This is a genomic window from Achromobacter sp. UBA2119 (assembly GCF_002331005.1).
GTDB classification, from domain to species: Bacteria; Pseudomonadota; Gammaproteobacteria; order Burkholderiales; family Burkholderiaceae_B; genus Achromobacter; species Achromobacter animicus.
Window position 1 is genome coordinate 118,094 of the sequence record NZ_DCYD01000023.1, and the last position, 22,714, is coordinate 140,807.

The following is a 22,714-nucleotide window of genomic DNA, read 5'->3' on the forward strand; positions in this document are numbered from 1 at the left end:
TGAATCATGATTAATTGGGACGACGACACCACCGCCACGCAACCTGCACAACCTGCCGCGCCCGCGGCGGGCGGTCAGGCTGCCCCGGAAGTCCGGGCGGCGACGGGTGTTTTCGGCGACACCGCCATGCCCACGCCGGCCGCGCCTGAACACGCTGCCGGCCTGGCCGCCAGCGGCTCGGCCACCTCGCAGCGCGTGAAGGTTGCCGACAAGCGCATCATCAATGGCCAGACCGACGTCAACCAGCTTGTGCCTTTCAAGTACAAGTGGGCGTGGGAAAAGTACCTGGCCACTTGCGCCAACCATTGGATGCCGCAAGAGATCAACATGTCGCGCGACATCGCCCTCTGGAAGAACCCGAACGGGCTCACCGAGGACGAGCGCCGCATCGTCAAGCGCAACCTCGGCTTCTTCGTGACCGCCGACTCGCTGGCCGCCAACAACATCGTGCTGGGCACCTACCGCCACATCACGGCTCCCGAATGCCGCCAGTTCCTGCTGCGCCAGGCCTTCGAAGAAGCCATCCACACGCACGCCTATCAATACATCGTCGAAAGCCTGGATCTGGACGAAGCCGAGATCTTCAACGCTTATAACGAAGTGCCGTCCATCCGGGCAAAAGACGAGTTCCTGATCCCGTTCATCGACGCGATCGCTGATCCCAACTTCAAGACGGGCACGCCCGAAGCCGACCAGACGCTGCTGAAGTCGCTGATCGTTTTCGCTTGCCTCATGGAAGGCCTGTTCTTCTACGTTGGCTTCACGCAGATCCTGGCGCTTGGCCGCCAGAACAAGATGACCGGCGCTGCCGAGCAGTACATGTACATCCTTCGCGATGAATCCATGCACTGCAACTTCGGCATCGATCTGATCAACACCGTCAAACTGGAAAATCCGCATCTCTGGACGCCGGAATTCCGCGAAGAAATTCGAGAACTCTTCCGCAAAGCGGTCGAACTCGAATACGCTTACGCCGAAGACACGATGCCGCGCGGCGTGTTGGGCTTGAACGCACCCATGTTCAAATCCTACCTGCGCTTCATCGCCAACCGTCGTTGCCAGCAGATCGGTATCGAACCTCTGTACCCCCAGGAAGAAAATCCCTTCCCGTGGATGGCGGAAATGATCGACCTTAAAAAGGAACGCAACTTTTTTGAAACTCGCGTGATCGAATACCAAACCGGTGGCACGCTGAGCTGGGAGTAACGCAGTACGCCATCGAGCCCGGCGCGGGCACGCCCTCTTCTCGTTGATGGGCGTCGCGTTCGCGACAGGCTTGATGGCAATCTCCTTGGTCAGGGTGTCTTCGAACACGTAGAACAAGCGGTCGGCGGCCTGTGGACAGGCTGCCTGCCGGCGCCATTTGAAATGGCTCGCGCCAAAGGAGCGGGGGCCATATCAAATGGCTGTGCCGAATTCATTAGCGCAAACCGTAGTAGCTGTTGCTCGCACAGAACAGCGGCATGCGCCGATGAATAGCCCGGGCACGGTCCGCCGATTGGCGGGTCGGGGCACGGGTTTAAGTTCTGGGACCCCTGAACCTAAGGAGCATGACCATGGCAACAGCCAAGAAAGCCGTCAAGAAAGCAGCGGTGAAAAAACCCGCCGCCAAGAAGGCAGCAGCAAAGAAGGCCGCTCCGGCCAAGAAAGCTGCCGTCAAGAAAGTCGCAGTGAAGAAAGTCGCAGCCGCCAAGAAGCCGGCCGTGAAGAAGGTTGCCGCCAAGAAGGCGCCGGCCGCCAAGAAGGCCGTTGCCAAGAAGGCAGTCGCCAAGAAGGCCGTAGCAAAGAAGGCTCCGGCCGCCAAGAAGGCAGTTGCCAAGAAGGCAGTTGCCAAGAAAGCCGTCGCAAAGAAGGCCGTAGCCAAGAAGGCTGTCGCCAAGAAGGCGGTTGCCAAGAAAGCTGTAGCCAAGAAGGCCCCGGCCGCCAAGAAGGCTGTTGCCAAGAAGGCTGTTGCCAAGAAGGCCCCGGCCGCCAAGAAAGCCGTAGCCAAGAAGGCTGCTGCCAAGAAGGCCCCGGCCGCCAAGAAAGCGGTTGCCAAGAAAGCGGTTGCCAAGAAAGCGGTTGCCAAGAAGGCCGTAGCCAAGAAGGCCCCGGCTGCCAAGAAGGCTCCCGCTGCCAAGAAGGCTCCCGCTGCCAAGAAGGCTCCCGCTGCCAAGAAGGCTCCCGCTTCCAAGCCGGCTGTCGCCGCAAAGAAGCCCGCCGCCGCCAAGAAGCCCGCTGCGAAGAAAGCCGCTCCGAAGAAGCCCGCCACGCCGCCCACCACGGCTGCTGCCCCGGGCGCGAAGACCGCGCTGAACCCCGCCGCGTCGTGGCCGTTCCCGACGGGTGGCCGTCCCTAATCCGGACGCGCCGAAGCGTTAGCTTCATCAGAGCCGCCTGGTATTTACCGGGCGGCTTTTTTGTCGTCCCCGCGTCAATGCCATCCAAGTGGCTGACCCTTTGCACTAGGCCTGAAGCACTAGGACCGTACGCAATTTTTACGTCTGGCCGTGCGACAATTGACTCCTCTTTTTTGGGGTGATCGCGTCCATGCTCGGTGAAATCTTCCGCTTCCTTCTCGAAATCGTGTTCACGCTGTTTGGCGCGGCACTGATTGCACGCGCCTGGATGCACGCGATACGGCTGCATCCCTTCAACCCGCTGGCGCGCGCGATCTACGGCGCCACCAACTGGCTCGTGATGCCGCTGCGCAAGATCATTCCCGCCGGCAACAAGATCGACTGGACCAGCCTCGTGTGCGCATGGCTGTCGGCGCTGGTCTATCTGGTGCTGCTGTGGCTGGTGGCCATCGGCGCGCTGATTCCCGCCGCGCTGCTGCCCGCCGCCATGGGCTCGGCGCTCATCATGACCGCGAAGTGGGCGCTGAATCTGGTGGTCTGGTTGACGCTGATCCAGGCCGTGCTGTCGTGGGTCAACCCGATGGCGCCCATGATGCCGCTGCTGCAGTCGCTGACCGCGCCGTTGCTCGATCCCATCCGCCGCATCCTGCCGCGCACCTCGATCGACTTCTCGCCGCTGATCCTGCTGGTGGCCGCGCAGATCCTCTTGATGGTGCTGGCTCGCCTGAGCTACGGCATGATGGGCGTGTAATCGCCCGCTGCACCATTGCTTTGCACAGCGCCCCCATCAGCGGGGCGCTGGTCCATCCGGCCGGCGGCGTCTTGCGCTAGACCGGAATGGCGCTGTAGATCTCGATCAGCTTCTTGCGATCGATCTTGTGGTTGTTCGACATCGGCAGCGCCGGGCAGGCAACCAGCTCTGACGGCACCATGTACGGCGGCAGGCGCTCGGCCAGCCGCTCCTTCCAGCCGGACAAGGTCTCCGGCGCAAGCAGCGACGCCTCCTGCCCCGCACCGTCCAGCCCAGTTACGAAGCCGATCAACCGCACCGCGGTGCCGTCGGGACGGCGCAGCACCGCGCAGGCGCTTCCTTCCACCCCCGGCAGGCCATGCAAAGCCTCGTCGATCTCTGCCAGCTCGATACGGTAGCCGTTCAGCTTGATCTGATCGTCCATCCGGCCGCGGCAAAACAGCAGCCCGCCCTCTTCCATCAGACCCAGGTCGCCCGTGCGGAATGCGCGGCGCCCATCGTCATAGGTGTAGAGTTTGGCCGCGTTCAGGTCGGCGCGGTTCAGGTAGCCGCGCATGACGTGGTCTCCCACGATGCAGATCTCGCCCTCGTCCACGAGCAGCACGCTGTCGGGCTTGGCGTGTCCGACCGGCAGCGGATCGTGCGCCGCCAGCACCGCATCGGTAACTTCGATCCAGGTGGTGGCCACCGTGGCTTCGGTCGGGCCGTAGGTGTTCAGGATGGATGCGTCGGGAAAACGCTGGCGCAACTTCTTGGCCAGCGCCGCCGGCAGCGGCTCGCCGCAGAAGAGGAACGTGCGCAGCGTCGGCAGCGTGGCGGGCGAGAAGTCGCGGTTGGCCAATTGCTGGTGGGCGAAAGACGGCGTGGACACCCACACCGTGATGCCGTGGCCGGCCAGCCGTTCCATCCACGGGCCGGGCGCGGCGATCTGTTCGCGCGCGTTGAGCACGCAGCTGCCGCCGGACGCCAGCGTGGCGAAGACCTCGTACATGGACAGGTCGAAACTGAACGGCGCCTGGTTCATGAAGACGGGCGCCTCGCCCAGGCCAAAGCTGCCGAGCATCCAGTCGCCGAGCAGGCCGACGCTTTCGCGGCCGATCTGCACGCCCTTCGGATCGCCCGTGCTGCCCGACGTGAACATCACGTAGGCCAGGCCACGCTCTTGCAGCACTTCGCCCTCGCCCACCGTGAAGGTGCCAGCCGCGGCATCGAAGACGGCGGCGGCGCGCACGATCTCGACGATGCGGCGCAGGCGCTCAGCAGGGTAGATGGTGTCCACCGGAACGAACGGCGCGCCGATGAGCAGCGCACCGACCATCGCGACGAAGAACGCGGCTTCCTTGTGACCGTAGATGGCCACCGGCACGTCGGGCGCCACGCCGTGCTGGCGGGCGGCGTCGGCCCAGGCCTCGGCCTCGGTGCGCAACTGCGCCCAGGTCAGGCTGCGGTCGGCGGCGGCGACGGCCAGCGCGTCGGGCGCGCGGCCGTCGTCGGCGAACTGGAAGGACTTCAAGTCGAAACGCATGCCGAAGCTCCCGGCGTCAGATGGGACTGCGGCCGCTGAACACGTACAGCGCCAGCGCGGCCAGAATCAGGGTGAGCACGCGCCCCAGAAAGCGCATGACGGGCTTGGCCAGCAGCGCCTGCAGACCGGGCCGCGTGCGCGCGGCGTTGATCAGCAGGTTGTGGCCCACTGAATACGCGCCAAACATCAGGCCGCTGACGATGTAGTGCAGCGACAGGCCGTTCCACACGCCCATCGCCAGCAGCGTCGCGAAGATGCCGATGTTCTGCGCCGCAAGGCGATGGCGGCCGAAGAAGCTGGTCTTGCTCAACGCCTTGTAAATCGGCATGAACACGACATCGCGCAGCCATTCGGACAGGCTGATGTGCCAGCGCCGCCAGAAATCCTGCGGGTTCAGCGTGGCCAGCGGATTGCGGAAGTTGATCGGCAGCGTGAAACCGAACAGCATGCCGATCCCGATCGCCATGGTCGAGTAGCCGGCAAAATCGAAGAACAGGTAGGCGCTGTAGAGCGAGGCATTCAGCGCCACACCCGTGAACGAATAGTCGTGCGCGTCCAGCGTGGCCAGCCCGTAACGCCAGATGAGCTCGGCAAGGCCAAACTTCTGGATCACGCCCACCATGATGAGTTCCAGCCCGGTCAGCCAGGTGTTCAGGTTGACGCCTTCATAGCCGCGCTTCAGATCGGCCTGGAAGGCGCGCCAGCGGTACATGGGACCGGCCAGCAGCGTCAGCGGGAAGAACAGGTAGATGAAGTAATCCAGCGGCGAGACGCGCTCGTTGCGCGGCGCGAACAGCAGCACGTCGATGGCGCGGAAGGTGGCGAAGGACAACCCGAGCATGGCGCCCAGGTGCGATACGCCGGTTTTGACCAGCAGCAACGGCGTCATCGTGATGATCACCGCCAGCCAGGTCGGGATGTAGTTGCGGCGCATGGCCCACAGCGCGGCGCCGGAGATGGCGAAGAGCGCGATGGGCTGGTACGGCCGCGCCCAGAACACCGCCATCCAGACGCCCAGGCAGATGACGCCGATGATGTGGCGATAGCCGATACGCAGCGGCATGCCGGACGACCGGTAGGCGACCAGGCCGAGGCCGCCGAACAGGGCGCCGCCGAAGAAGCTCAAGCTTGCGAAGAGTTCCATGGTGCGCTCAGAACTGCTGGTATTGGAATTCGACCTTGATTGGTCCGCCGCTGCCCGTCGTGGGCTGCGCCTGCAGCACGAACACGAGGATCACGCCCACGTACAGGCACAGGTGCCAGAAGAAGCGGCGCGCCCAGGCCACGCCCGCATTGCGGGCTTCGTCTTTACGAAAGAATTTCATCGGGAAAAGTACTCCGCAATGCCTTGATCGGCCATGGCCCAGCCAAGTTCGGCCAGATGCATGTCATCGCGCAGCATGCCCGGCTCGAAAGGAATGCTGTAAAGATCCAGGCACCCCATTTGGTACCGCGTGCACATGCCGGTGATGGCGGCCACCACGGGGTCGAACCGTTCGACGTCCAGGATGAGCTTGGGGTTGAACGGCTGGATAACGAAGTACGCCTTGACCTTGCGCTTTTGCAGCAACGCCATCACGCGTGAGAGGTCGCCCAGCTCGGTGCGGGTAATGGGATCGACGTCCGCGAATTCATTGCGCGCGGGCGAGTACAGCGGCGCGAGGTACTGCTGGTAGTAGTCGTCGCGCACATCGTAGGGGTTGTTGCCGCCCAGGTTGTGTTCGACGACGCGCGCTTCGTGCGTGATCCGCGACCACTGTCCGGCATTCAGGCGGGCGGACATCGGCCAGGACACGTAGCGGTGCGCGGGCACGGACAGCTTGGTGCGCGGCTTGTCAGGGGCCGGCTCCTGGCGGGCATGCCACCACAGCGCCAGCTTGTCTTTCAGCTCGGACACCTGACCATTGGCGATGAGCCACAGCAACCCCCAATTCGCGTTGTCGCTGATCCAGTTCTGCATCTGCTCGCGCGTACTGGGCTGGTCCCACAACCGATCCCAGACCGGTCCCGTGACGTGCTCGGCAAACGCGCTGCGCGGCAGCTGCCCGCCCGACGCGAACCAGGCCGGCGACAGCATGATGACCAGGCGCGTGTTGGGCGTGAGCGAATCAGATACCGATTCCAGCACGCTGACGATGCCATACGACTGGAACATCGCGTGGCCGTATGCGAGCGTCGGCACTTTCAGCTCTTCGGGAAAGAAGCGGTAGGGAACGAAGCGCAGGTCGTGGCTGGACAGCTCGGAAGAGCCCAGCACCACCAGCGTGCCGTCGCTGAGCGCGTTGCCCAGACGGTTCAGGTTGACGTGCTGGGTGCCCCAGTCCGGCCCGAGATTGGGCAGATAGTTGCTCTTGTCGGCCGCGATGGCCGAGGGCGATGACGACGGATTGACGACGCGGCTGAGCAGATCGTCCGCCCCGCAATACGCCCCTACCGCCAACGCCACCGCCGTCGCTGCCGCCGCGACGTGCGACAGGAACCGGGTATTACGAAGTATGGGCAGCGACATAGCCGGCAAGCACGCGGACCGACTGAAGGTGCTCTGCGATTTCGGGAGCCGGGATACTGCAGCCGTACTCGGACTCAACCGCCAGCGTGATGTCCACGGCGGCGAGCGAATCGACCAGGCCGGTGGCAATCAGTTGCGTGTCGGGGGTGACTTTCTTCATGACGATCGACTCGACGATCTCGCCGATCTTGGTGTGGAGTTCTTGCTCGGTATGCATAGGTATTGCAGCGTAACGTTGCCTGTTCGGCAAACCATCCCCCGCCCCGGGATTCAGGCGACGAGGATACAGAAAACAGCTGAAACCAAACTGAAAAATTCCAGCCAGCAAGCGGGGCTTCCGGAAGCACGTGGTTACATTAAATCCGGACTGCCGCGCCGTCGCAATCATTGCACTTCGGCCGTCGAATCGCCATGAAACTTATGGAGGAAATGACGAGAAAACGCTTGGAAAGGTAACGTTCGCGGGTAAATCCCGGGGGGCTGCGTTGCGAGCGAGCGACAAAAAAGCCCGCTTGCGCGGGCTTTTTGATTGCGGGCTGGGCCGATTACATCGGCGTGACGCGGGTCGGACCGGCGCCGCTGATCACCTGGACGCGCTGGCCCACGCTGATGGGCACGTCGGCTTCCTGGGCGACCACGCGGGTCTCGCCGTTATCCAGGCGCACCGTGATCTCCAGGCCGGAGTTCTTTTGTGCGCGGTTTTCGACGGCGTTGCCCGCCAGCGCGCCAAGGATGACGCCGCCGACCGTGGCGATGGTGCGGCCCGTGCCGCCACCGATCGCGTTGCCGGCCACGCCGCCCAACGCACCGCCGGCCACCATGCCGACGCCGCTGGACTTGTCGTTCTGGATGACGATCGGACGCACGCCGGTGACCGTTCCGTTACGGACGATCTGTTCGCGCTGCGCTTGATCGTAGCTGTACACGCCGCTGGAGGCGCTGGGGTTTGCGCAACCGCCAAGTACTGCCATCGATGTCACCACTGCCGCGACAGCCAGCCAACGGCCGGCACGCGGCGTCACCAGGGAAAAAGACTTTATATGATTCATTTGGACTCCTCATTCGGGCACGACCGACGGTGACTGATGATACTCCGCCCGCAACGCCCGGCAAGCGCACCCGCAACAGACTGAAACGCTCCGCCAGAAGCTGCAAACTCGGGCGCGAAACAACGGGCTACAGCCCGTTGCCATTGAATATGCGCTGACGTTCGACCTGTGTGCGAGGTGTCGGTTCCCGAGGAGTCCTGGCCGATCAGGCAGGCAGATGGATGCCGTAGGTGGCGTGCAGCACGGCGTCGATCTCGGCACGCGTCGGCACATGGTTCTGCGGGCCGCGCGAAGCGATCTTGATGGCGCCCATGACATTGCCCAGGCGGCAGCTGTCTTCCCAGCTCCAGCCGCTGGTCAGGCCGTACAGCAGACCACCGCGCTGCGCGTCGCCGCAGCCGGTGGGATCCACCACCTGCGAGGCGCGCACGGGTTCGATCTGGATGGTCTTGCCTTCGGTGTGCAGGGTGGCGCCTTCGGCGCCACGCGTCACGACCACCGCCTGCAGCGTGCGCGCAATGTCCGCGACGCTGCGGCCGGTGCGCTGCTCGACCACGCCAGCTTCGTAGTCGTTGACCGTGAGGGCCTGCGCCAGCTTGAGCATGCGCTCGAGGTCGGTGCCGTCAAACAGCGGCATGGCCTGGCCCAGGTCGAAGATGAAGGGGATGCCGCGCTTGTGCAGGCGTTCGGCGTGGGCAAACATGCCTTCTTTCGCGTCCGGCGCAACGATCGCCCAGGCGGCGTCGGCGTCGCTCAGGTCGTTTTGCGCGGCAAACGACATGGCGCCCGGGTGGAAGGCAGTGATCTGGTTGTCGTCCAGGTCGGTCGTGATGAAGCACTGTGCGGTGAACGTGTCGGGAATGACCTTGACGCGGCTGACGTCGATGCCCAGGCCCGACAGCCGCTGCATGTATTCGCCGGCGTCTTCACCGATGGTGGCCACCGGCACCGGCGCGCCGCCCAGCAGGTTCATGTTGTAGGCGATGTTGCCCGAGCAGCCGCCAAATTCCTTGCGCATGCTGGGCACCAGGAACGACACGCTCAGCGACTGGATGCGGTCGGCAAGAATGTGTTCCTTGAAGCGGCCTTCAAACACCGCAATGGTGTCGAACGCCATCGAACCGCAGACCAGAACAGGGGTTGCCATGCTTGTCATCCTTTACGGGAAAAACTTGTCGAGTTGGTAGCCATTGACCTGAACGCCGGTCACTTCAATGGGGACTGAAATCTTCAATGCACCCTGGGGACCGAACGGTCCCTTCAACTGCTCGGGCGTGAGGTAATTCTCGGGCATCAGCACCTTGCGCACGACCACCGTATCCGACAGGTCGTTCAGTTCAAGCACCAGCGCCGGCCAATGCTGCGGCTTGTCGTAGCGGTTGTGCAGCATCACGGTCAGCACCAGGCGGGTGCGGCCGTCATCGATGGCGGCGGCGCCCTTGGGCGGCTGCAACGACGACGATGAAATGCTGATGAGATCGCGGCGGCGCGCGTAGCCGACCGTGCAGTCCAGCGGCTTGCAGGCGGCCTCCAGGACCGGTCGCAGCGCCGGCACGGAATTGGCGATATCGGTGCGGTATGCGTAGAGCAGTTGCAGGGCAAGCACGATCAGGCCGATGAGGCAGGCGTAGGCCCACAGCTTGCGCACCAGGCCGCTGCGCTCGATCCGGTCCTGGTCCAGGAACTCGGGCGGCGCACGGCCCACGTCGGTGGCGCTGGAATAACGCGTGCGCGTGTCGCCCAGCACCGGTTCGTGGGCGGCGTGATCGAGGTCGTCTTCGTCCTCGTATTCGTCGTCGCGCTCGATGTCGCGGACATCGTCGCGATGCTGGTCGCGAAAGTCGTCGGCGATGTCGTGACGAGGATCTTGGCGGGGGCCTTGGCGCGGGTCGTGGCGAACATCATGGCGCGGATCACTGCGCACTTCGCTGCGCGGCTGCCCGGCGCGCCAGTCCAGCGTTGGCTCGCCGGACCGGCTGGCGACGATGGGTTCGTTGCGAAACACGGGGGGCCGCGGCGCGGGCGCGGTGCGGGGCGGCTCCGGCTCGCGCAGGAATGGTTCGCCGTCATCGTCGAGATACTCGTCGTCGTCGGCGTGGTCATCCGGCATGACCGCTTCCGGCTCGGCGCGCTTGCGGATGTCGTCGCGGCCGCGCAGCACGGCGGGCGGAATCGAAGGCGCGGGCGGAATCGAAGGGGCGGGCGGAGCCTCGGGCTCGTCTTCCCAGGGCAGAATCACACGCGGCTCAACCGGCACGGCGGGCGTTGCGCGGGGCGGCACGATGGCGGGCGGCGGCACATGCGGCGGCACATGCGGCGGAACCGCCGCCGGACGCACCGGGGTGACGGCGGGTGCAGGCGCCGGGGCCGGTGTCGACACCGGCGTAAAGGCCGGTTCCGGAAACGGTGCGGCGGGCGGATGCGGCTCGGGCGCGGCCAGCACGGGCGCGGCCACGGCGGCGGCGGACGATGGCAGCGGCGCTGCGGCCGGCGGGGTGATCGCGACAGGCGCACCCGGCGCGGATACCAGACACGCGCGGCCATCGAAAACGGTCGAGCAGGCGCCGCAACGCACCAGGCCATTGCGGACCCGAAGCTGATCAGGCACCACCTTGAACGAGGTGCCGCACTGCGGGCAGCGGGTGGTCAGAGCCATGAGGCGTGCTCCTGCTGCCGGGACTCAGGGCTTCTTGCCGTGCAGGCAGACCCAGCCGTCGCGCGCACGCCAGACCGACATGGCCAGCCAGGGCGCATAGGCGGCCGCGACCTCCTCGGCCTGCCGTTCCAGCACGCCCGACAACACCAGGTGGCCACCCGCGGCAACGCGTCCGGCCAGCATGGGGGCCAGCACCTTCAGGGGGTTGGACAGAATGTTGGCGACCACGACTTCGAACGTGCCGTCCGCCAGTCCGTCGGGCAGCATGGCCTGCAGCTCGACCTTGTTGACCTCGGCGTTGAACACCGTGCTCTGCACCGCCTGGGCGTCGATATCGACCGCCTGCGTGGGGCCGGCGCCCAGCTTGCGCGCCGCGATGGCCAGGATGCCGGATCCGCAGCCGTAGTCCAGCAGGGTCGCGCCGGCGGGAAGCTCGGCTTCGAGCCACGCCAGGCACAGGTGTGTCGTCGGGTGGCTGCCAGTGCCGAACGCCAGGCCCGGGTCCAGTTCGATATGAATGGCGCCGTCCTGGTCGGGCAAGGCCGTGTCCACGCCGGGCACATCGGGATTGTCGCGGTGCCAGCTGGGCACGATCCAGAGACGTTCGGCGATGTGGATCGGGCCGAACTGCGATTGCGTCAGGCGCACCCAGTCGGCGTCCGGCACGTCGCGCAGGCTCCAGCCGTCGAACACCGAAGCATCGAGCTCCCCGGTTTGGGCGGCTTCTTCCATGATCTGCGCGGGATCGGCGCCGTCGGGCAGCAAGGCGACGACGAGATTGCGGTCCCATGCCTGGACGTCGGGCTCGGTGCCCGGCTCGCCGAACAACGGCCGCTCAACTTCGGTGCCGAAGTCGGCATCTTCGACGGAGACCGACAGCACGCCGGCTTCGAGCAAGGCGTCCGACAGGGCTTCGGCCTGCGTCTCCGAGCAATGGAGCACGAGTTCACGCATGATTTTTCTCTTCCATCTGGTCAACGGGCCGCGGCATCCGCCGCGGCCCGATCAACCTTAAAACATCAACAAGGTAAAACGCAAAAGGGGCCGTGAGGCCCCAGAGTCGGTCAGGGACGCTGCGCCAACTTGTGTTCCAGATAGTGGATGCTGGTGCCGCCTTCGATGAAGCGGGCGTCTTGCAGCATTTCGCGGTGCAGCGGGATGTTGGTGGAAATGCCTTCCACCACCATTTCCGACAGCGCGATGCGCATGCGCGCCAGGGCCTGGTCACGCGTGTCGCCGTACGTGATGACCTTGGCGATCATCGAATCGTAGTTGGGCGGCACGAAGTAGCCATTGAACGCGTGCGAGTCGATACGCACGCCAGGACCGCCAGGCGTATGCCAGTTCGTGATGCGGCCCGGGCTGGGCACGAAACGGAACGGATCTTCGGCGTTGATACGGCATTCGATCGCATGACCGCTGAACGTGATGTCACGCTGACGCAGCGTAAACTTCTCGCCGGCGGCGATCAGGATCTGCTGCTGCACCAGATCGACGCCTGTGATCAGCTCGGTGACCGGGTGTTCGACCTGGATGCGGGTGTTCATTTCGATGAAATAGAACTCGCCGTTTTCGTACAGGAACTCGAACGTGCCGGCGCCGCGATAGCCCATCTTGCGGCAGGCGTCGGCACAGCGGTCGCCAATGCGCTCGATCAGGCGGCGGGCAATGCCGGGCGCCGGCGCTTCCTCGATGACCTTCTGGTGGCGGCGCTGCATGGAGCAATCGCGCTCGCCCAGCCAGACCGCGTTGCGGCCGCCGTCGGCCAGCACCTGGATTTCGATATGGCGCGGGTTCTCGAGGAACTTCTCCATATAGACTTCCGGGTTGTTGAACGCGGCGCCTGCTTCGGAACGCGTCATCGTGACGGCATTGAGCAGCGCGGCCTCGGTGTACACCACGCGCATGCCGCGGCCACCGCCGCCGCCTGCTGCCTTGATGATGACCGGATAGCCGACTTCGCGCGCCGTGCGCAGGATTTCCTGCGGATCGTCGGGCAACGCGCCTTCCGAGCCCGGCACCACCGGCACGCCGGCTTCGATCATGGCGCGCTTGGCGCTGACCTTGTCGCCCATCAGGCGGATCGTGTCCGGACGCGGGCCGATGAACACGAAACCGCTCTTCTCGACGCGATCGGCGAAGTCGGCATTTTCGGACAAGAACCCGTAACCCGGGTGGATTGCCTCGGAATCCGTGACTTCGGCGGCCGAGATGATGGCCGGCATGTTCAGGTAGCTTTCACGCGACGGCGCGGGCCCGATGCACACGGATTCATCGGCAAGGCGCACGTACTTGGCTTCGCGGTCGGCCTCGGAGTGCACGACGACGGTCTTGATGCCCAGCTCGCGGCAGGCGCGCTGAATGCGCAGGGCGATTTCGCCCCGATTGGCGATCAGGATTTTTTCGAACATGTTCAGCTATCAGCCAATGACGAACAGGGGTTGACCGTACTCGACGGGCTCACCGTTTTCGACCAGGATTTCTTTGATGACGCCGGCCTTGTCGGCTTCGATTTCATTGAGCAGCTTCATGGCTTCAATGATGCACAGCGGGTCGCCTTCCTTGACGGTGGCGCCCACGTCGATGAACGGGGCGGCGCCCGGGTTCGGCGAACGGTAGAACGTGCCGACCATCGGGGCCTTCACGACGTGGCCTTGAATGACCGGGGCAGCGGGCGCGGCCGGCGCAGCGGCGGGCGCGGCGGCGGCGGCGACGGGCGCGGCGGGCACGCCGGCTTCGGGCTGGTGGTAGGCCACCGGCTGCAGCGTCTGCGAGAACTTGACGATTCTGACCTTGCCTTCGCCTTCGGTGATTTCCAGCTCGGCGATGCCCGATTCAGCCACCAGGTCGATCAGGGTTTTGAGTTTTCGAAGATCCATAGAAGCTGCTTCCCGAGATAGTGTCGGCGTCGTCCCAGCGTCGGGGTTCGCGCCGTATAAGATGTAAAAGCGTTGAATTGATGCGAGATCAGTGCCGCACTGCGTAACGCAGCGCGGCCTCGTAGCCGTCCGCGCCCAGGCCGCTGATCAGGCCCTGCGCCAAGTCGGACAGATAAGAGTGATGCCTGAACGGCTCTCGCTTATACAGATTGGACAAATGTACTTCAATAAATGGGATCGCGACCCCGGCCAGCGCGTCGCGAATCGCGACACTGGTGTGCGTGTATGCCGCTGCGTTGATGATGATGAAGTCCGTGCCGTCCTGCCGTGCCGCCTGAATGCGGTCAACCAGCGCACCTTCGTGATTGCTTTGCCACGCAGTCAGCGTGGCGCCCAATTCGCCCGCAAGCAGCTCGAGACGCTCATTGATCTGGGCCAGCGTAAGACTGCCGTAGATATGAGGTTCCCGGGTGCCAAGCAGGTTCAGGTTCGGGCCATGCAATACCAGTATGTTTTGCGCCATGCGCGTGCCAAATTGTGGATTGCCAATTGTTGGCAAAACAGCCGATAAACCAGCTTTTTACGCCAATTCCTACTATTTGTCCAACAGACTTACGCCTTCAAACCCGAAAGGGTGCGATCCAGATCGTCGGGCTGAACTTCACCCAATATCTTCCGGTTAATGCTGCCATCTGCATTGAAAACGATAGTAAAAGGCAGACCACCGCTAGGATTACCCAGCTTACGCAGCGTATCGATGGCGCCGGCGCCGATCACCCATAGAGGGTATGAAACCTGTACTTTCTCCACAAACTTCTGCATGTTGGCGGCAGAATCAACGCCGATACCAACAAAGCGTACTTGCGGGTATTTTTTCTGCAAAGCGTCGAGCGCGGGCATCTCTTTGACGCACGGCGCGCACCACGTTGCCCAGAAATTGACCACGATCGGCTGGCCCTTCCAGTCGGCCAGCGAATGCGAGGCGCCGTTCAGATCCGGAAGCTGCATCTGCATGAGCCCCGCGACCGGATCGCCCGCGTCAGCCGGCGTGGCATCGTTCTTGGGCTTGCGGCCCATCAGCGTATAGCCGCCCGCGACAGTCGCGGCCACCGCCACGGCGGCGGAAAGAAGTAGGCGTCGATTCATGGCGCGATGATAACCGTTGCGGCCGTTTTACGCCGCAGGCGCGAGGCGCCGGCTTGTCGGGCCGCTATATATACAATGCGGGGCAGGAGATTTATCAATGCACCTGCACATTCTTGGCATCTGCGGCACCTTCATGGGCGGACTGGCGCTGATCGCGCGCGCCGCCGGCCACAAAGTCACGGGTTGCGACGCGGGCGTGTACCCGCCGATGAGCACCCAGCTTTCCGAACAGGGTATCGAACTGATCGAAGGCTTTGGCGCCGAGCAACTGGCGCTCAAGCCTGACCTGTACGTCATCGGCAACGTGGTCAGCCGCGGCAACCCGCTGATGGAAGCCATTCTGGAATCCGGGGCGCGCTATGTGTCCGGGCCGCAATGGCTGGGCGACAACATCCTGCCGGGCGCACACGTGTTGGCGGTGGCCGGCACGCACGGCAAGACCACCACAAGCTCGATGCTGGCGTGGGTGCTGGAAGCCGCAGGCATGGCCCCGAACTTCCTGATCGGCGGCGTGGCGCAGGACTTGCACGTATCTGCCCGCTACGACCCGGCGCGCCGCCCCTTCGTCATCGAAGCGGACGAATACGACACGGCGTTCTTCGACAAGCGCTCCAAATTCGTTCACTACCGCCCGCGCACCGCCATCCTGAACAACCTGGAATACGATCACGCCGACATCTTCCCCGATCTGACGGCGATCGAAACGCAGTTCCACCATCTGGTTCGTACGATCCCCGGCTCGGGCCGTATCGTCCGACCGACGCAATCGGACGCGCTGGACCGCGTGATTGCACGGGGATGCTGGTCGGATACCGTCACGTTCGGTCCGGAAGGGCAGTGGCAGGCGTCGCCACCGGACGCTGACGGCGCGTTCGAGGTCACGCGCGCCGGCGTCCACGCCGGCACCGTCCGCTGGTCGCTCACCGGCGAACACAACCGCATGAACGCGCTGGCCGCCCTGGCTGCCGCTGAACACGTTGGCGTGCCCGCAGAGCAGGGCATCGATGCCCTCACCCGCTTCGGCGGCGTCAAGCGCCGCATGGAGCTGCGCGGCACGGTCAACGGCATCAAGGTCTACGACGACTTCGCTCACCACCCCACCGCCATCGCCACCACGCTGGAAGGCCTGCGCCGTCAGGTTGGGTCAGCGCGAATCCTGGCCGTGCTGGAGCCGCGTTCCAACACCATGAAGCTGGGCACCATGGCCGCCCGGCTGCCCGAGGCGCTGGCCGACGCCGACCTGGTGTTCTGCTTTGGCGCCAGCGAGGGCAAGCATGCGCTGGGTTGGAACCCGGCCGAAGTGCTGGCGCCCCTGGGCGGCCGGGCGTCCAGCTACGATGACATCGGCGCGCTCGTCGACGCCGTTGCGGGGGCCGCCAGGCCAGGCGACCAGGTGCTGGTGATGAGCAATGGCGGCTTCGGCGGCATCCATGGCAAGCTGCTGGATGCGCTGCAGGCGCGCGGCTGATTCCGCCCGCTTGGCCGAACCCGGCAAAGCGCGCCCTGCCGGACATGCCGGGCTGGCCCTGCCAGACCCGCATGTCCGGAATTCAAGCCCTCAGCCGGCCGCCTCCCGCAACGCACACGGAAACAGCAAGCAATGATCCTCTATCTACACGGTTTCCGATCGTCGCCCGATTCTTTCAAGGCCCGCCTGATGGCGGACGCCATGGCCGCGCGCGGCCTGACCGATGCGTGGGCCTGCCCGCAACTGCCCGCCAGCCCGCGCCAAGCCATCGACCTGGCGCTGGGCATGGCGCGCGACCGGCTGGCGGACGCCGATTCGCCGCGCGAACTGACTGTCATCGGCTCGTCGCTGGGCGGTTTCTACGCCACCTGGATCGCCGAGCAGCTGGGCTGCAAGGCCGTGTTGCTAAATCCCGCCGTCCACGCCGCGCGCGACCTTGCCACCCAGGTCGGCGAGCACCACATGTATCATTCCGGCGCGCCGTTCGTTTTTTTGCCCGAATATGTGGACGAACTGGCCGCCATCCATGCGCCGCGCATCACGCAGCCCGACCGGTATTTCCTGGTGGCCGCGACCGGCGACGAAGTGCTGGATTGGCGCGAGATGCGCGACCGTTACGCCGGCTGCCGCCAGCGCATCGTGCAAGGCAGCGACCACGGCCTGTCCGATTTCGCGGATTGGATGCCGGAAGTGCTTGAATTCGCCCTAGGCGGCAAGCCGGTACGCACCTGATAATCAATATCGACTTTCAACACCCACAAAGCTGCGCAAGGCGGCGCGAGGCCGCCGCCCAGGACGATCCCCACCATGTATGTGTTTTACGAAGATGACGGCAGCTTCAAGGCCGGCAATATCCTGTCCGAGACCGACGCCAGCCTGCAGGTGGAGTCGGAGTCGGGCAAGCGCAGCAAAATCAAGCGCGCCAACACCCTGTTCAACTTCGCCTCGCCGGATCCGGCAGCCCTGATGACCCAGGCGGCCGCCACGGCCGAGACGCTGGATCTGCAATTCCTGTGGGAATGCGCGCCGCAAGAGGAATTCGACTCGCCCGCCCTGGCCGCCGACTACTTCGGCCACGCCCCCACGCCCGTCGAGCAGGCCGCACTGCTGATGCGCCTGCACGGCGCGCCGGCGTACTTCCACCGCCGCGGCAAGGGCCGCTACCGCCCCGCCCCGCCGGACATCCTGGCCGCCGCACTGGCTGCGCTGGAAAAGAAGCAGCGCCAGGCCGAACAGCAGCAGGAATGGGTCGACGAAATGGCCGCGGGCCGCTTGCCCGAACCCATCGCCCAGGCCGCCGAATCGCTCCTGATCCGTCCGGACAAGAACTCGCAGCAATGGAAGGCCCTGGACGCCGCGTGCGCCAAGCTGGGCAAGACGCCTGACCGCCTGCTGCTAGAACTGGGCGCCTGGCCGCACGCGCTCGCGCTGCACAAGCGCCGCTTCCTGGCCGTCAACTTCCCGCGCGGCCTGGCCTTCCCCGACGTGGAACTGCCGCCCATCGACCGCGAACTGCCGCTGGCCGACGCCGAAATCTATTCCGTGGACGATGTCACCACCACGGAAATCGACGACGCGCTCTCCGTCTCCATGCTGCCCGACGGCCGCGTGCGCGTCGGCGTCCACGTCGCCGCGCCCGGCCTGTCCGTCACCCGCGACAGCGAACTGGACAAACTGGCCCGCGCCCGCCTGTCCACCGTCTACATGCCCGGCGACAAGATCCCGATGCAGCCGGACAGCGTCATCCAGGCGTTCTCCCTGGACGCCGGCCGCGAAGTGCCCGCGCTATCGCTGTACGTCACCGCCAATCCCGAAACCGGCGAAGTCATCGAATCGGAAACCCGCCTGGAACGCATCGTCGTGCGCGAAAACCTGCGCCACAACATGCTGGACAGCCAGGTCACCGAGGCAAGCCTGTCCGATCCGGACGCCGATCTGCCCTACGGCCACTGGCTGCGCCCGCTCTGGAAGCTGGCGCAGGCCCTGTCCGCGCAACGCGAAAACGTGCGCGGCAAGCCGGAAAACAATTCCCGGGTGGAGTACAGCTTCTACCTGGACGGCAACCCCGACGATCCCGACACGCCCGTGCGCCTGGTCCCGCGCCAGCGCAACGCGCCGCTGGATCGCATGGTGGCCGAATACATGATCCTGGCCAACAACCTGTGGGGCGGCCTCTTGAACCAGCACGGCGTGCCGGGCATCTACCGCTCGCAGCAAGCTGGCCGCGTGCGCATGAGCACGCAGGCGCTGCCGCACGAGGCCATCGGCGTTCCCCAATACGCGTGGAGCACGTCGCCGCTGCGCCGCTACGTCGACCTGGTCAACCAATGGCAACTGATCGCCGCGGTGGAACACGGCGTCTCGGCCCGCCTGATCGCCCCCTTCAAGCCGCGCGACGCAGACCTGTTCGCCATCATCGGCGCCTTCGACGCGCAATACGCGGCCTGGGCCGAGTTCCAGAGCGCAATGGAACGCTACTGGTGCCTGCGCTGGCTGAAGCAGAACGGCGTGACGCGGACGGTGGCACATGTGCTGCGGGATGATCTGGTGCGGTTTGCGAATGCGCCGTTGGTGACTCGGGTGGGGGGGATGCCGGAGTTTGAGCGCGGGACTGCGGTTGAGGTGGATATTCTGGGGATGGATGAGTTGTCTCTGGAGTTGGATTGTCGATTTGTGGGCGAAGTTAAGGGGGAGGCTGCGGCTTCGTAGGTCGCATTCTTCCGATCTTCGTCGGTCGCGTTTATCGATCTTCGTAGGTCGCGTTCATCGATCTTCGTAGGTCGCGTTCATCGATCTTCGTAGGTCGCGTTCATCGATCTTCGTAGGTCGCGTTCATCGATCTTCGTAGGTCGCCCGACGCCGCGGTCACCGGGGAGGCGATCGCCCACGATTGCGGTCCGGGACGCCACCGTGCCGGACGTCTTAAGAACCGAAGTCGCCGCAGCACTGAACGCCTAAAGAACCAAAGCCGCCAAAATTCGAGAACCAGCACGCGCCCAAGTCGAAAAACCCCAAACCCGAATCCCAACGCAACGCTAACGATCTCCCCGTTAAACTCCCAACAAAAAAGCAAACGGAGGAGAAGACACCATGCGCATTCTGCTGGTCGAGGACAACCTCGATCTTGGCGATGCCGTTGAGAGCAAGCTGCGTTCGGCAGGTCACAGCGTGCAGTGGGTGCACGACGGCGTGCAGGCGTCTCGATGGGCGCTGGACGAGACCTGGGACGCGCTCGTGCTGGATATCAACTTGCCCGGCAAGGACGGCTTCACGCTCATCCGTGAATTGCGTGCCGCCGGGCTCGACGCGCCCGTGCTCGTCATGACCGCGCGCGCCGAGATCGAGGACAAGATCGACATGCTGGATCTTGGCGCCGATGATTACCTCGTCAAACCCTTTGACCTGCGCGAACTCGAAGCACGGCTGCGCGCCCTGTTGCGGCGGCCTGCGGGGCAGACCACCAGTGTTGCGCATTTCGGCAATCTCAGTCTGGACCTGGCAAACAGGCATGTCGAACTGGCCGGCGCCCCGCTCGAACTCGGCCGGCGTGAATTCCGATTGCTTGAGATTCTGGTCGGAAAGCTGGGTCAGACCGTCGCCAAAGAACGCCTCATGAATCAGATCTTCGACCTGGACGACGGCTCGCTCAATGCGCTTGAGTTGCTGATCTCGCGCCTGCGCAAGAAACTGGCCGGCGCGTCCGTGGACATCGTCACCGTGCGGGGCGTCGGGTATCAGGCCCGCGGCCATGAAGATCCCTGAAAGCTTCTCCATCCGGCAACGCGTCTTCACGCTGGGCGCCGTGTTGCTTGCGTGCGCGCTCATCGGGCTGGTGTTCTTCCTGCGCGGCTACGCCCAGCGTGCTGCGGAACAGGCGTTTGATCGCTTGCTCGCCGCCTCCGCGTTGACCATCGCCGGATCGGTTCAGATCGAAGACAACGAAGTCACCGTCGAGCCGCCAGTCTCCTCGCTTGCCATGCTGTCCGGCGGCGAGCGGGTGTTCTACGAGGCGCGCACCTCCAACGGCAGGCTCATCACCGGGTACGGCGACCTTGCGCCCGGCCTGCCGCTCGCGCAGTCCGCCACGCCCGTCTTCACGTACTTGCGGTATCACGACGAACCCATCCGCGTCGCGACCGTCGGCCGCCTCGTGTCCGCCAGCCAGCATGCCGGCTGGGTCACCTTGCGCGTCGCCGAGACGTTGGGGTCGCGCGAGGCGCTGGCCGGTGAAATTCTGCAGCGCAGCGTGTTGCCGCTGCTTGCCGTATCGCTGGTCGCGCTCGGCCTCTTGTGGTTTGGCGTCCAGCGCGCCTTTGCGCCGCTTGCCGTCGTCGAACGCGAATTGCGGCGTCGGGCGCCCGATGATCTGGAGCCGCTGTCCAAGCCCGTGCCGCGCGAGGTGCGGCGGCTCATCGAAGCGCTCAATGGCTTCATGCAGCGCCTGTCCGGCGCCATGGACAGCCTCAACACCCTGGTGGCCGACGCTGCGCATCAGGTTCGCACACCGCTCGCGTCGCTGCGCGCGCAGGCCGAGGTCGCCCTGGACGAGACCGATCCGCAGCGATTGCACGCGCGGCTTGAACGCATCCATATGAACGCCACCCACGCCAGCCAGCTCATCAACCAGTTGCTCATGGACGCCACCATCACCCACCGCATGGGCAAGGGCGCCCGCGCGCTTGTCGGCGTGGCCGAGACTGTCAACGAAACGCGCCGGCGCATTGGACCTTTGGATGCACAGCGGCTGCGCATCGCCATTGCGCCAGAGGTCCGCCGCGCGCGCATCGCCGGAGATCGCGTCGCGCTGCGCGAAATGCTGCGCAACCTGGTGGACAACGCCTTGCGTTACGCGCCGGATGGACCCGTTGAGATCCAGGCCATGCCGGTTGCCGGATATCGTGTCGCGCTGACCGTCTCGGATCGCGGGCCTGGCGTGGCCGACGATGAGAAGGAAAGCGTACAGCAGCGGTTTTCGCGCGGCCGTGCGGGGGAATCGCTGCCCGGGTCCGGATTGGGACTGGCCATCGTGCGGTCCGTGGCCGTCGCGCATGGCGGCTCGTTGTGGCTGCTCGACCGGCCCGGCGGCGGCCTGACGGCTCGCGTCGTGCTGCCCTTGGCGCGCGGCGGCGCCGGGCGCGCGCTGACCACAGCCGCAGCGGCGTTCTGCACGGCATGCCTGCTGCTCGCTGCGCCGTCCGCTGAGGTCCGCGCGGCAGGCGCAGCTGCGCCGGCGCGGGTCACGTCAGATCCGGTTGCCGCTCCCGCCGCTGCCAAAACTGCCGACACCCTCCGCCCCTCGCAAATCCCCGAAGTCGTCACCCGCTACCCCGCCCCCCAGCCCTCCTCCCGCGTCCTCACCATCGCCGGCCCGACCGACACGCCCGTTGTCGCGCCACTGATCCAAGGCTTTCAGTCCCACCGCCCCGACGTCAGCGTCGTCTACCGCGAAATGGGCAGCCGCGAGCTCTACGAGGCCGCCATCGAAGGGCGTTTGCAGGACGTGGACGTGCTGATGAGTTCGGCATCCGACCTGCAGATCCGGCTGGCCAACGACGGGTACGCGCAAAGCTATGCCTCGCCCTACGCCGCGCGGCTGCCGTCCTGGGCCATCTGGCGGCATGAGGTCTACGGGTTCACGTTCGAGCCCGCGGTCATCGTCTACAACCCCAAGCGTTTTGCCGAGGCGGCCGTGCCGCGATCGCGCCAGGACCTGCTGCGGCTGCTGGAACAGGACCCCCTGCGTCTGCGCGGACGCATCGGCACCTACGACATTGCCGCCAGCAGCCTGGGCTATCTGCTGGCCGAACAGGACGAACTGGTCTCGTCCAACTTCTGGGGGCTGGCCAACGCCATGGGCCAGGCCGGCGTGCGGCTGGCCGCCACCAGCGCCGAGATCCTAGACGCCATCGAGCGCGACGAACTGGACATCGGCTACAACATCCTCGGTTCGTACGCCCTGTCGCGCCAGGCCGCGGGCAGGCCCATCGGCGTGGTGTTTCCGCAGGACTACGTGCTCGTGCTGGCGCGCTCGGTGCTGATCGCGCGCAGCGCCCCCAATCCCGATCTGGGACGTGCGCTGGTCGACTGGCTGCTGTCGCCCGCCGGCCAGCAGGTCGCATCCAGCCATGCCGCGCTGGGCTCCATCATGGAAGACACGCCGGGGCGCTGGACCTCCGAAGCGGTGCTGGCGCGGTCGCAGGGCATCGTGCAGCCGGTGGTGTTGAGTCCGGCTTTGCTGGTGGGACTGGATCAGCGGCGGCATTCGCGCTTCGTGCAGAACTGGATCCGGCTCGTCACCGATACGCCGCAGCGGCCGTAATAGAAACGTGGGCCTACCACGCACATACAAAAACGTGGGCGGACCACGGACACGCCCAAGACGTCCCCGCCGC

At 65.1% G+C, this 22,714-nt stretch carries 21 protein-coding genes; 8 read left to right on the forward strand and 13 right to left on the reverse strand.

Annotated features, from left to right (window positions below; all coding sequences use genetic code 11):
* Positions 1 to 6: 6 nt before the first annotated feature.
* From B3098_RS28260 to B3098_RS28270, 3 genes are all read left to right on the forward strand, one after another.
* Positions 7 to 1,206, forward strand: a complete 1,200-nt coding sequence (locus B3098_RS28260) for a ribonucleotide-diphosphate reductase subunit beta (RefSeq protein WP_056564436.1) — start codon at positions 7 to 9, stop codon at positions 1,204 to 1,206.
* Positions 1,207 to 1,556: 350 nt separating this feature from the next.
* A complete protein-coding gene (locus B3098_RS28265) occupies positions 1,557 to 2,339 on the forward strand; it encodes a histone H1-like DNA-binding protein (protein WP_286900498.1) in 783 nt (260 codons plus the stop codon).
* Between the two features lie 190 nt (positions 2,340 to 2,529).
* Complete coding sequence (locus tag B3098_RS28270; protein ID WP_056566878.1) at positions 2,530 to 3,090, forward strand: YggT family protein; 561 nt, start codon at positions 2,530 to 2,532, stop codon at positions 3,088 to 3,090.
* Between the two features lie 76 nt (positions 3,091 to 3,166).
* Here B3098_RS28270 and B3098_RS28275 read toward each other — a convergent pair whose 3' ends face one another.
* The 13 genes from B3098_RS28275 to B3098_RS28335 all read right to left on the reverse strand — a co-directional run bounded on the left by B3098_RS28275 (position 3,167) and on the right by B3098_RS28335 (position 14,854).
* A complete protein-coding gene (locus tag B3098_RS28275) occupies positions 3,167 to 4,615 on the reverse strand; it encodes a D-alanine--poly(phosphoribitol) ligase (RefSeq protein ID WP_286900501.1) in 1,449 nt (482 codons plus the stop codon).
* 16 nt (positions 4,616 to 4,631) lie between these two features.
* Positions 4,632 to 5,759 (reverse strand): MBOAT family O-acyltransferase, encoded by a 1,128-nt coding sequence (locus B3098_RS28280; RefSeq protein ID WP_175126234.1) that lies wholly within the window; start codon positions 5,757 to 5,759, stop codon positions 4,632 to 4,634.
* Between the two features lie 7 nt (positions 5,760 to 5,766).
* Positions 5,767 to 5,940 carry a hypothetical protein gene (locus tag B3098_RS28285; protein ID WP_191578213.1) on the reverse strand — a complete coding sequence of 58 codons (174 nt, stop codon included), beginning with the start codon at positions 5,938 to 5,940 and terminating at the stop codon, positions 5,767 to 5,769.
* Positions 5,937 to 7,124: a D-alanyl-lipoteichoic acid biosynthesis protein DltD gene (locus B3098_RS28290; protein ID WP_175126236.1), complete on the reverse strand. Its 1,188-nt coding sequence runs from the start codon at positions 7,122 to 7,124 to the stop codon at positions 5,937 to 5,939. Before B3098_RS28290 ends, B3098_RS28285 begins: the two co-directional genes overlap by 4 nt.
* A complete protein-coding gene (locus B3098_RS28295; RefSeq protein ID WP_008159625.1) occupies positions 7,102 to 7,341 on the reverse strand; it encodes an acyl carrier protein in 240 nt (79 codons plus the stop codon). The genes B3098_RS28290 and B3098_RS28295 overlap by 23 nt, the downstream gene beginning before the upstream one ends.
* Before the next feature lie 328 nt (positions 7,342 to 7,669).
* On the reverse strand, positions 7,670 to 8,173 hold the full coding sequence (locus tag B3098_RS28300) for a glycine zipper 2TM domain-containing protein (RefSeq protein ID WP_279974948.1): 504 nt from the start codon (positions 8,171 to 8,173) through the stop codon (positions 7,670 to 7,672).
* A gap of 205 nt (positions 8,174 to 8,378) precedes the next feature.
* Positions 8,379 to 9,320 carry a carbohydrate kinase family protein gene (locus tag B3098_RS28305; protein ID WP_286900503.1) on the reverse strand — a complete coding sequence of 314 codons (942 nt, stop codon included), beginning with the start codon at positions 9,318 to 9,320 and terminating at the stop codon, positions 8,379 to 8,381.
* Between the two features lie 12 nt (positions 9,321 to 9,332).
* Positions 9,333 to 10,829, reverse strand: a complete 1,497-nt coding sequence (locus B3098_RS29220; protein WP_286900506.1) for a DUF3426 domain-containing protein — start codon at positions 10,827 to 10,829, stop codon at positions 9,333 to 9,335.
* A 24-nt stretch (positions 10,830 to 10,853) separates the two neighbouring features.
* The gene (gene prmA, locus B3098_RS28315) at positions 10,854 to 11,783 is read right to left on the reverse strand and encodes a 50S ribosomal protein L11 methyltransferase (protein ID WP_286900508.1); all 930 of its coding nucleotides are present in this window, start codon (positions 11,781 to 11,783) and stop codon (positions 10,854 to 10,856) included.
* Positions 11,784 to 11,893: 110 nt separating this feature from the next.
* Positions 11,894 to 13,240, reverse strand: coding sequence for an acetyl-CoA carboxylase biotin carboxylase subunit (accC, locus tag B3098_RS28320; protein WP_175139132.1), 1,347 nt, complete (start codon positions 13,238 to 13,240; stop codon positions 11,894 to 11,896).
* A gap of 9 nt (positions 13,241 to 13,249) precedes the next feature.
* Positions 13,250 to 13,708: an acetyl-CoA carboxylase biotin carboxyl carrier protein gene (accB, locus tag B3098_RS28325; protein WP_175139133.1), complete on the reverse strand. Its 459-nt coding sequence runs from the start codon at positions 13,706 to 13,708 to the stop codon at positions 13,250 to 13,252.
* Positions 13,709 to 13,796: 88 nt separating this feature from the next.
* Entirely contained in the window at positions 13,797 to 14,231 is a 435-nt protein-coding gene (gene aroQ, locus B3098_RS28330) for a type II 3-dehydroquinate dehydratase (protein WP_056327805.1), read from the reverse strand.
* 89 nt (positions 14,232 to 14,320) lie between these two features.
* Positions 14,321 to 14,854, reverse strand: coding sequence for a TlpA family protein disulfide reductase (locus B3098_RS28335; protein ID WP_279975196.1), 534 nt, complete (start codon positions 14,852 to 14,854; stop codon positions 14,321 to 14,323).
* Between the two features lie 97 nt (positions 14,855 to 14,951).
* On the opposite strand from B3098_RS28335, the gene mpl reads away from it, so the two are divergent.
* The 5 genes from mpl to B3098_RS28360 all read left to right on the forward strand — a co-directional run bounded on the left by mpl (position 14,952) and on the right by B3098_RS28360 (position 22,641).
* Positions 14,952 to 16,322: a UDP-N-acetylmuramate:L-alanyl-gamma-D-glutamyl-meso-diaminopimelate ligase gene (gene mpl / locus B3098_RS28340; RefSeq protein WP_286900510.1), complete on the forward strand. Its 1,371-nt coding sequence runs from the start codon at positions 14,952 to 14,954 to the stop codon at positions 16,320 to 16,322.
* Between the two features lie 132 nt (positions 16,323 to 16,454).
* Positions 16,455 to 17,054, forward strand: coding sequence for a YqiA/YcfP family alpha/beta fold hydrolase (locus B3098_RS28345; protein WP_175186478.1), 600 nt, complete (start codon positions 16,455 to 16,457; stop codon positions 17,052 to 17,054).
* Positions 17,055 to 17,129: 75 nt separating this feature from the next.
* Positions 17,130 to 19,031 (forward strand): ribonuclease catalytic domain-containing protein, encoded by a 1,902-nt coding sequence (locus B3098_RS28350; RefSeq protein WP_175139137.1) that lies wholly within the window; start codon positions 17,130 to 17,132, stop codon positions 19,029 to 19,031.
* 381 nt (positions 19,032 to 19,412) lie between these two features.
* Positions 19,413 to 20,084, forward strand: a complete 672-nt coding sequence (locus tag B3098_RS28355; RefSeq protein ID WP_286900514.1) for a response regulator transcription factor — start codon at positions 19,413 to 19,415, stop codon at positions 20,082 to 20,084.
* On the forward strand, positions 20,071 to 22,641 hold the full coding sequence (locus B3098_RS28360; protein ID WP_286900516.1) for an extracellular solute-binding protein: 2,571 nt from the start codon (positions 20,071 to 20,073) through the stop codon (positions 22,639 to 22,641). Before B3098_RS28355 ends, B3098_RS28360 begins: the two co-directional genes overlap by 14 nt.
* Positions 22,642 to 22,714: the final 73 nt, after the last annotated feature.

Bases quoted from the DNA above. Each gene is read 5' to 3' on its own strand.
- B3098_RS28260 (WP_056564436.1), top strand. From the start codon at position 7: ATGATTAATTGGGACGACGACACCACCGCCACGCAACCTGCACAACCT.
- B3098_RS28265 (WP_286900498.1), top strand. From the start codon at position 1,557: ATGGCAACAGCCAAGAAAGCCGTCAAGAAAGCAGCGGTGAAAAAACCC.
- B3098_RS28270 (WP_056566878.1), top strand. From the start codon at position 2,530: ATGCTCGGTGAAATCTTCCGCTTCCTTCTCGAAATCGTGTTCACGCTG.
- B3098_RS28275 (WP_286900501.1), bottom strand. From the start codon at position 4,615: ATGCGTTTCGACTTGAAGTCCTTCCAGTTCGCCGACGACGGCCGCGCG.
- B3098_RS28280 (WP_175126234.1), bottom strand. From the start codon at position 5,759: ATGGAACTCTTCGCAAGCTTGAGCTTCTTCGGCGGCGCCCTGTTCGGC.
- B3098_RS28285 (WP_191578213.1), bottom strand. From the start codon at position 5,940: ATGAAATTCTTTCGTAAAGACGAAGCCCGCAATGCGGGCGTGGCCTGG.
- B3098_RS28290 (WP_175126236.1), bottom strand. From the start codon at position 7,124: ATGTCGCTGCCCATACTTCGTAATACCCGGTTCCTGTCGCACGTCGCG.
- B3098_RS28295 (WP_008159625.1), bottom strand. From the start codon at position 7,341: ATGCATACCGAGCAAGAACTCCACACCAAGATCGGCGAGATCGTCGAG.
- B3098_RS28300 (WP_279974948.1), bottom strand. From the start codon at position 8,173: ATGAATCATATAAAGTCTTTTTCCCTGGTGACGCCGCGTGCCGGCCGT.
- B3098_RS28305 (WP_286900503.1), bottom strand. From the start codon at position 9,320: ATGGCAACCCCTGTTCTGGTCTGCGGTTCGATGGCGTTCGACACCATT.
- B3098_RS29220 (WP_286900506.1), bottom strand. From the start codon at position 10,829: ATGGCTCTGACCACCCGCTGCCCGCAGTGCGGCACCTCGTTCAAGGTG.
- prmA (WP_286900508.1), bottom strand. From the start codon at position 11,783: ATGCGTGAACTCGTGCTCCATTGCTCGGAGACGCAGGCCGAAGCCCTG.
- accC (WP_175139132.1), bottom strand. From the start codon at position 13,240: ATGTTCGAAAAAATCCTGATCGCCAATCGGGGCGAAATCGCCCTGCGC.
- accB (WP_175139133.1), bottom strand. From the start codon at position 13,708: ATGGATCTTCGAAAACTCAAAACCCTGATCGACCTGGTGGCTGAATCG.
- aroQ (WP_056327805.1), bottom strand. From the start codon at position 14,231: ATGGCGCAAAACATACTGGTATTGCATGGCCCGAACCTGAACCTGCTT.
- B3098_RS28335 (WP_279975196.1), bottom strand. From the start codon at position 14,854: ATGAATCGACGCCTACTTCTTTCCGCCGCCGTGGCGGTGGCCGCGACT.
- mpl (WP_286900510.1), top strand. From the start codon at position 14,952: ATGCACCTGCACATTCTTGGCATCTGCGGCACCTTCATGGGCGGACTG.
- B3098_RS28345 (WP_175186478.1), top strand. From the start codon at position 16,455: ATGATCCTCTATCTACACGGTTTCCGATCGTCGCCCGATTCTTTCAAG.
- B3098_RS28350 (WP_175139137.1), top strand. From the start codon at position 17,130: ATGTATGTGTTTTACGAAGATGACGGCAGCTTCAAGGCCGGCAATATC.
- B3098_RS28355 (WP_286900514.1), top strand. From the start codon at position 19,413: ATGCGCATTCTGCTGGTCGAGGACAACCTCGATCTTGGCGATGCCGTT.
- B3098_RS28360 (WP_286900516.1), top strand. From the start codon at position 20,071: ATGAAGATCCCTGAAAGCTTCTCCATCCGGCAACGCGTCTTCACGCTG.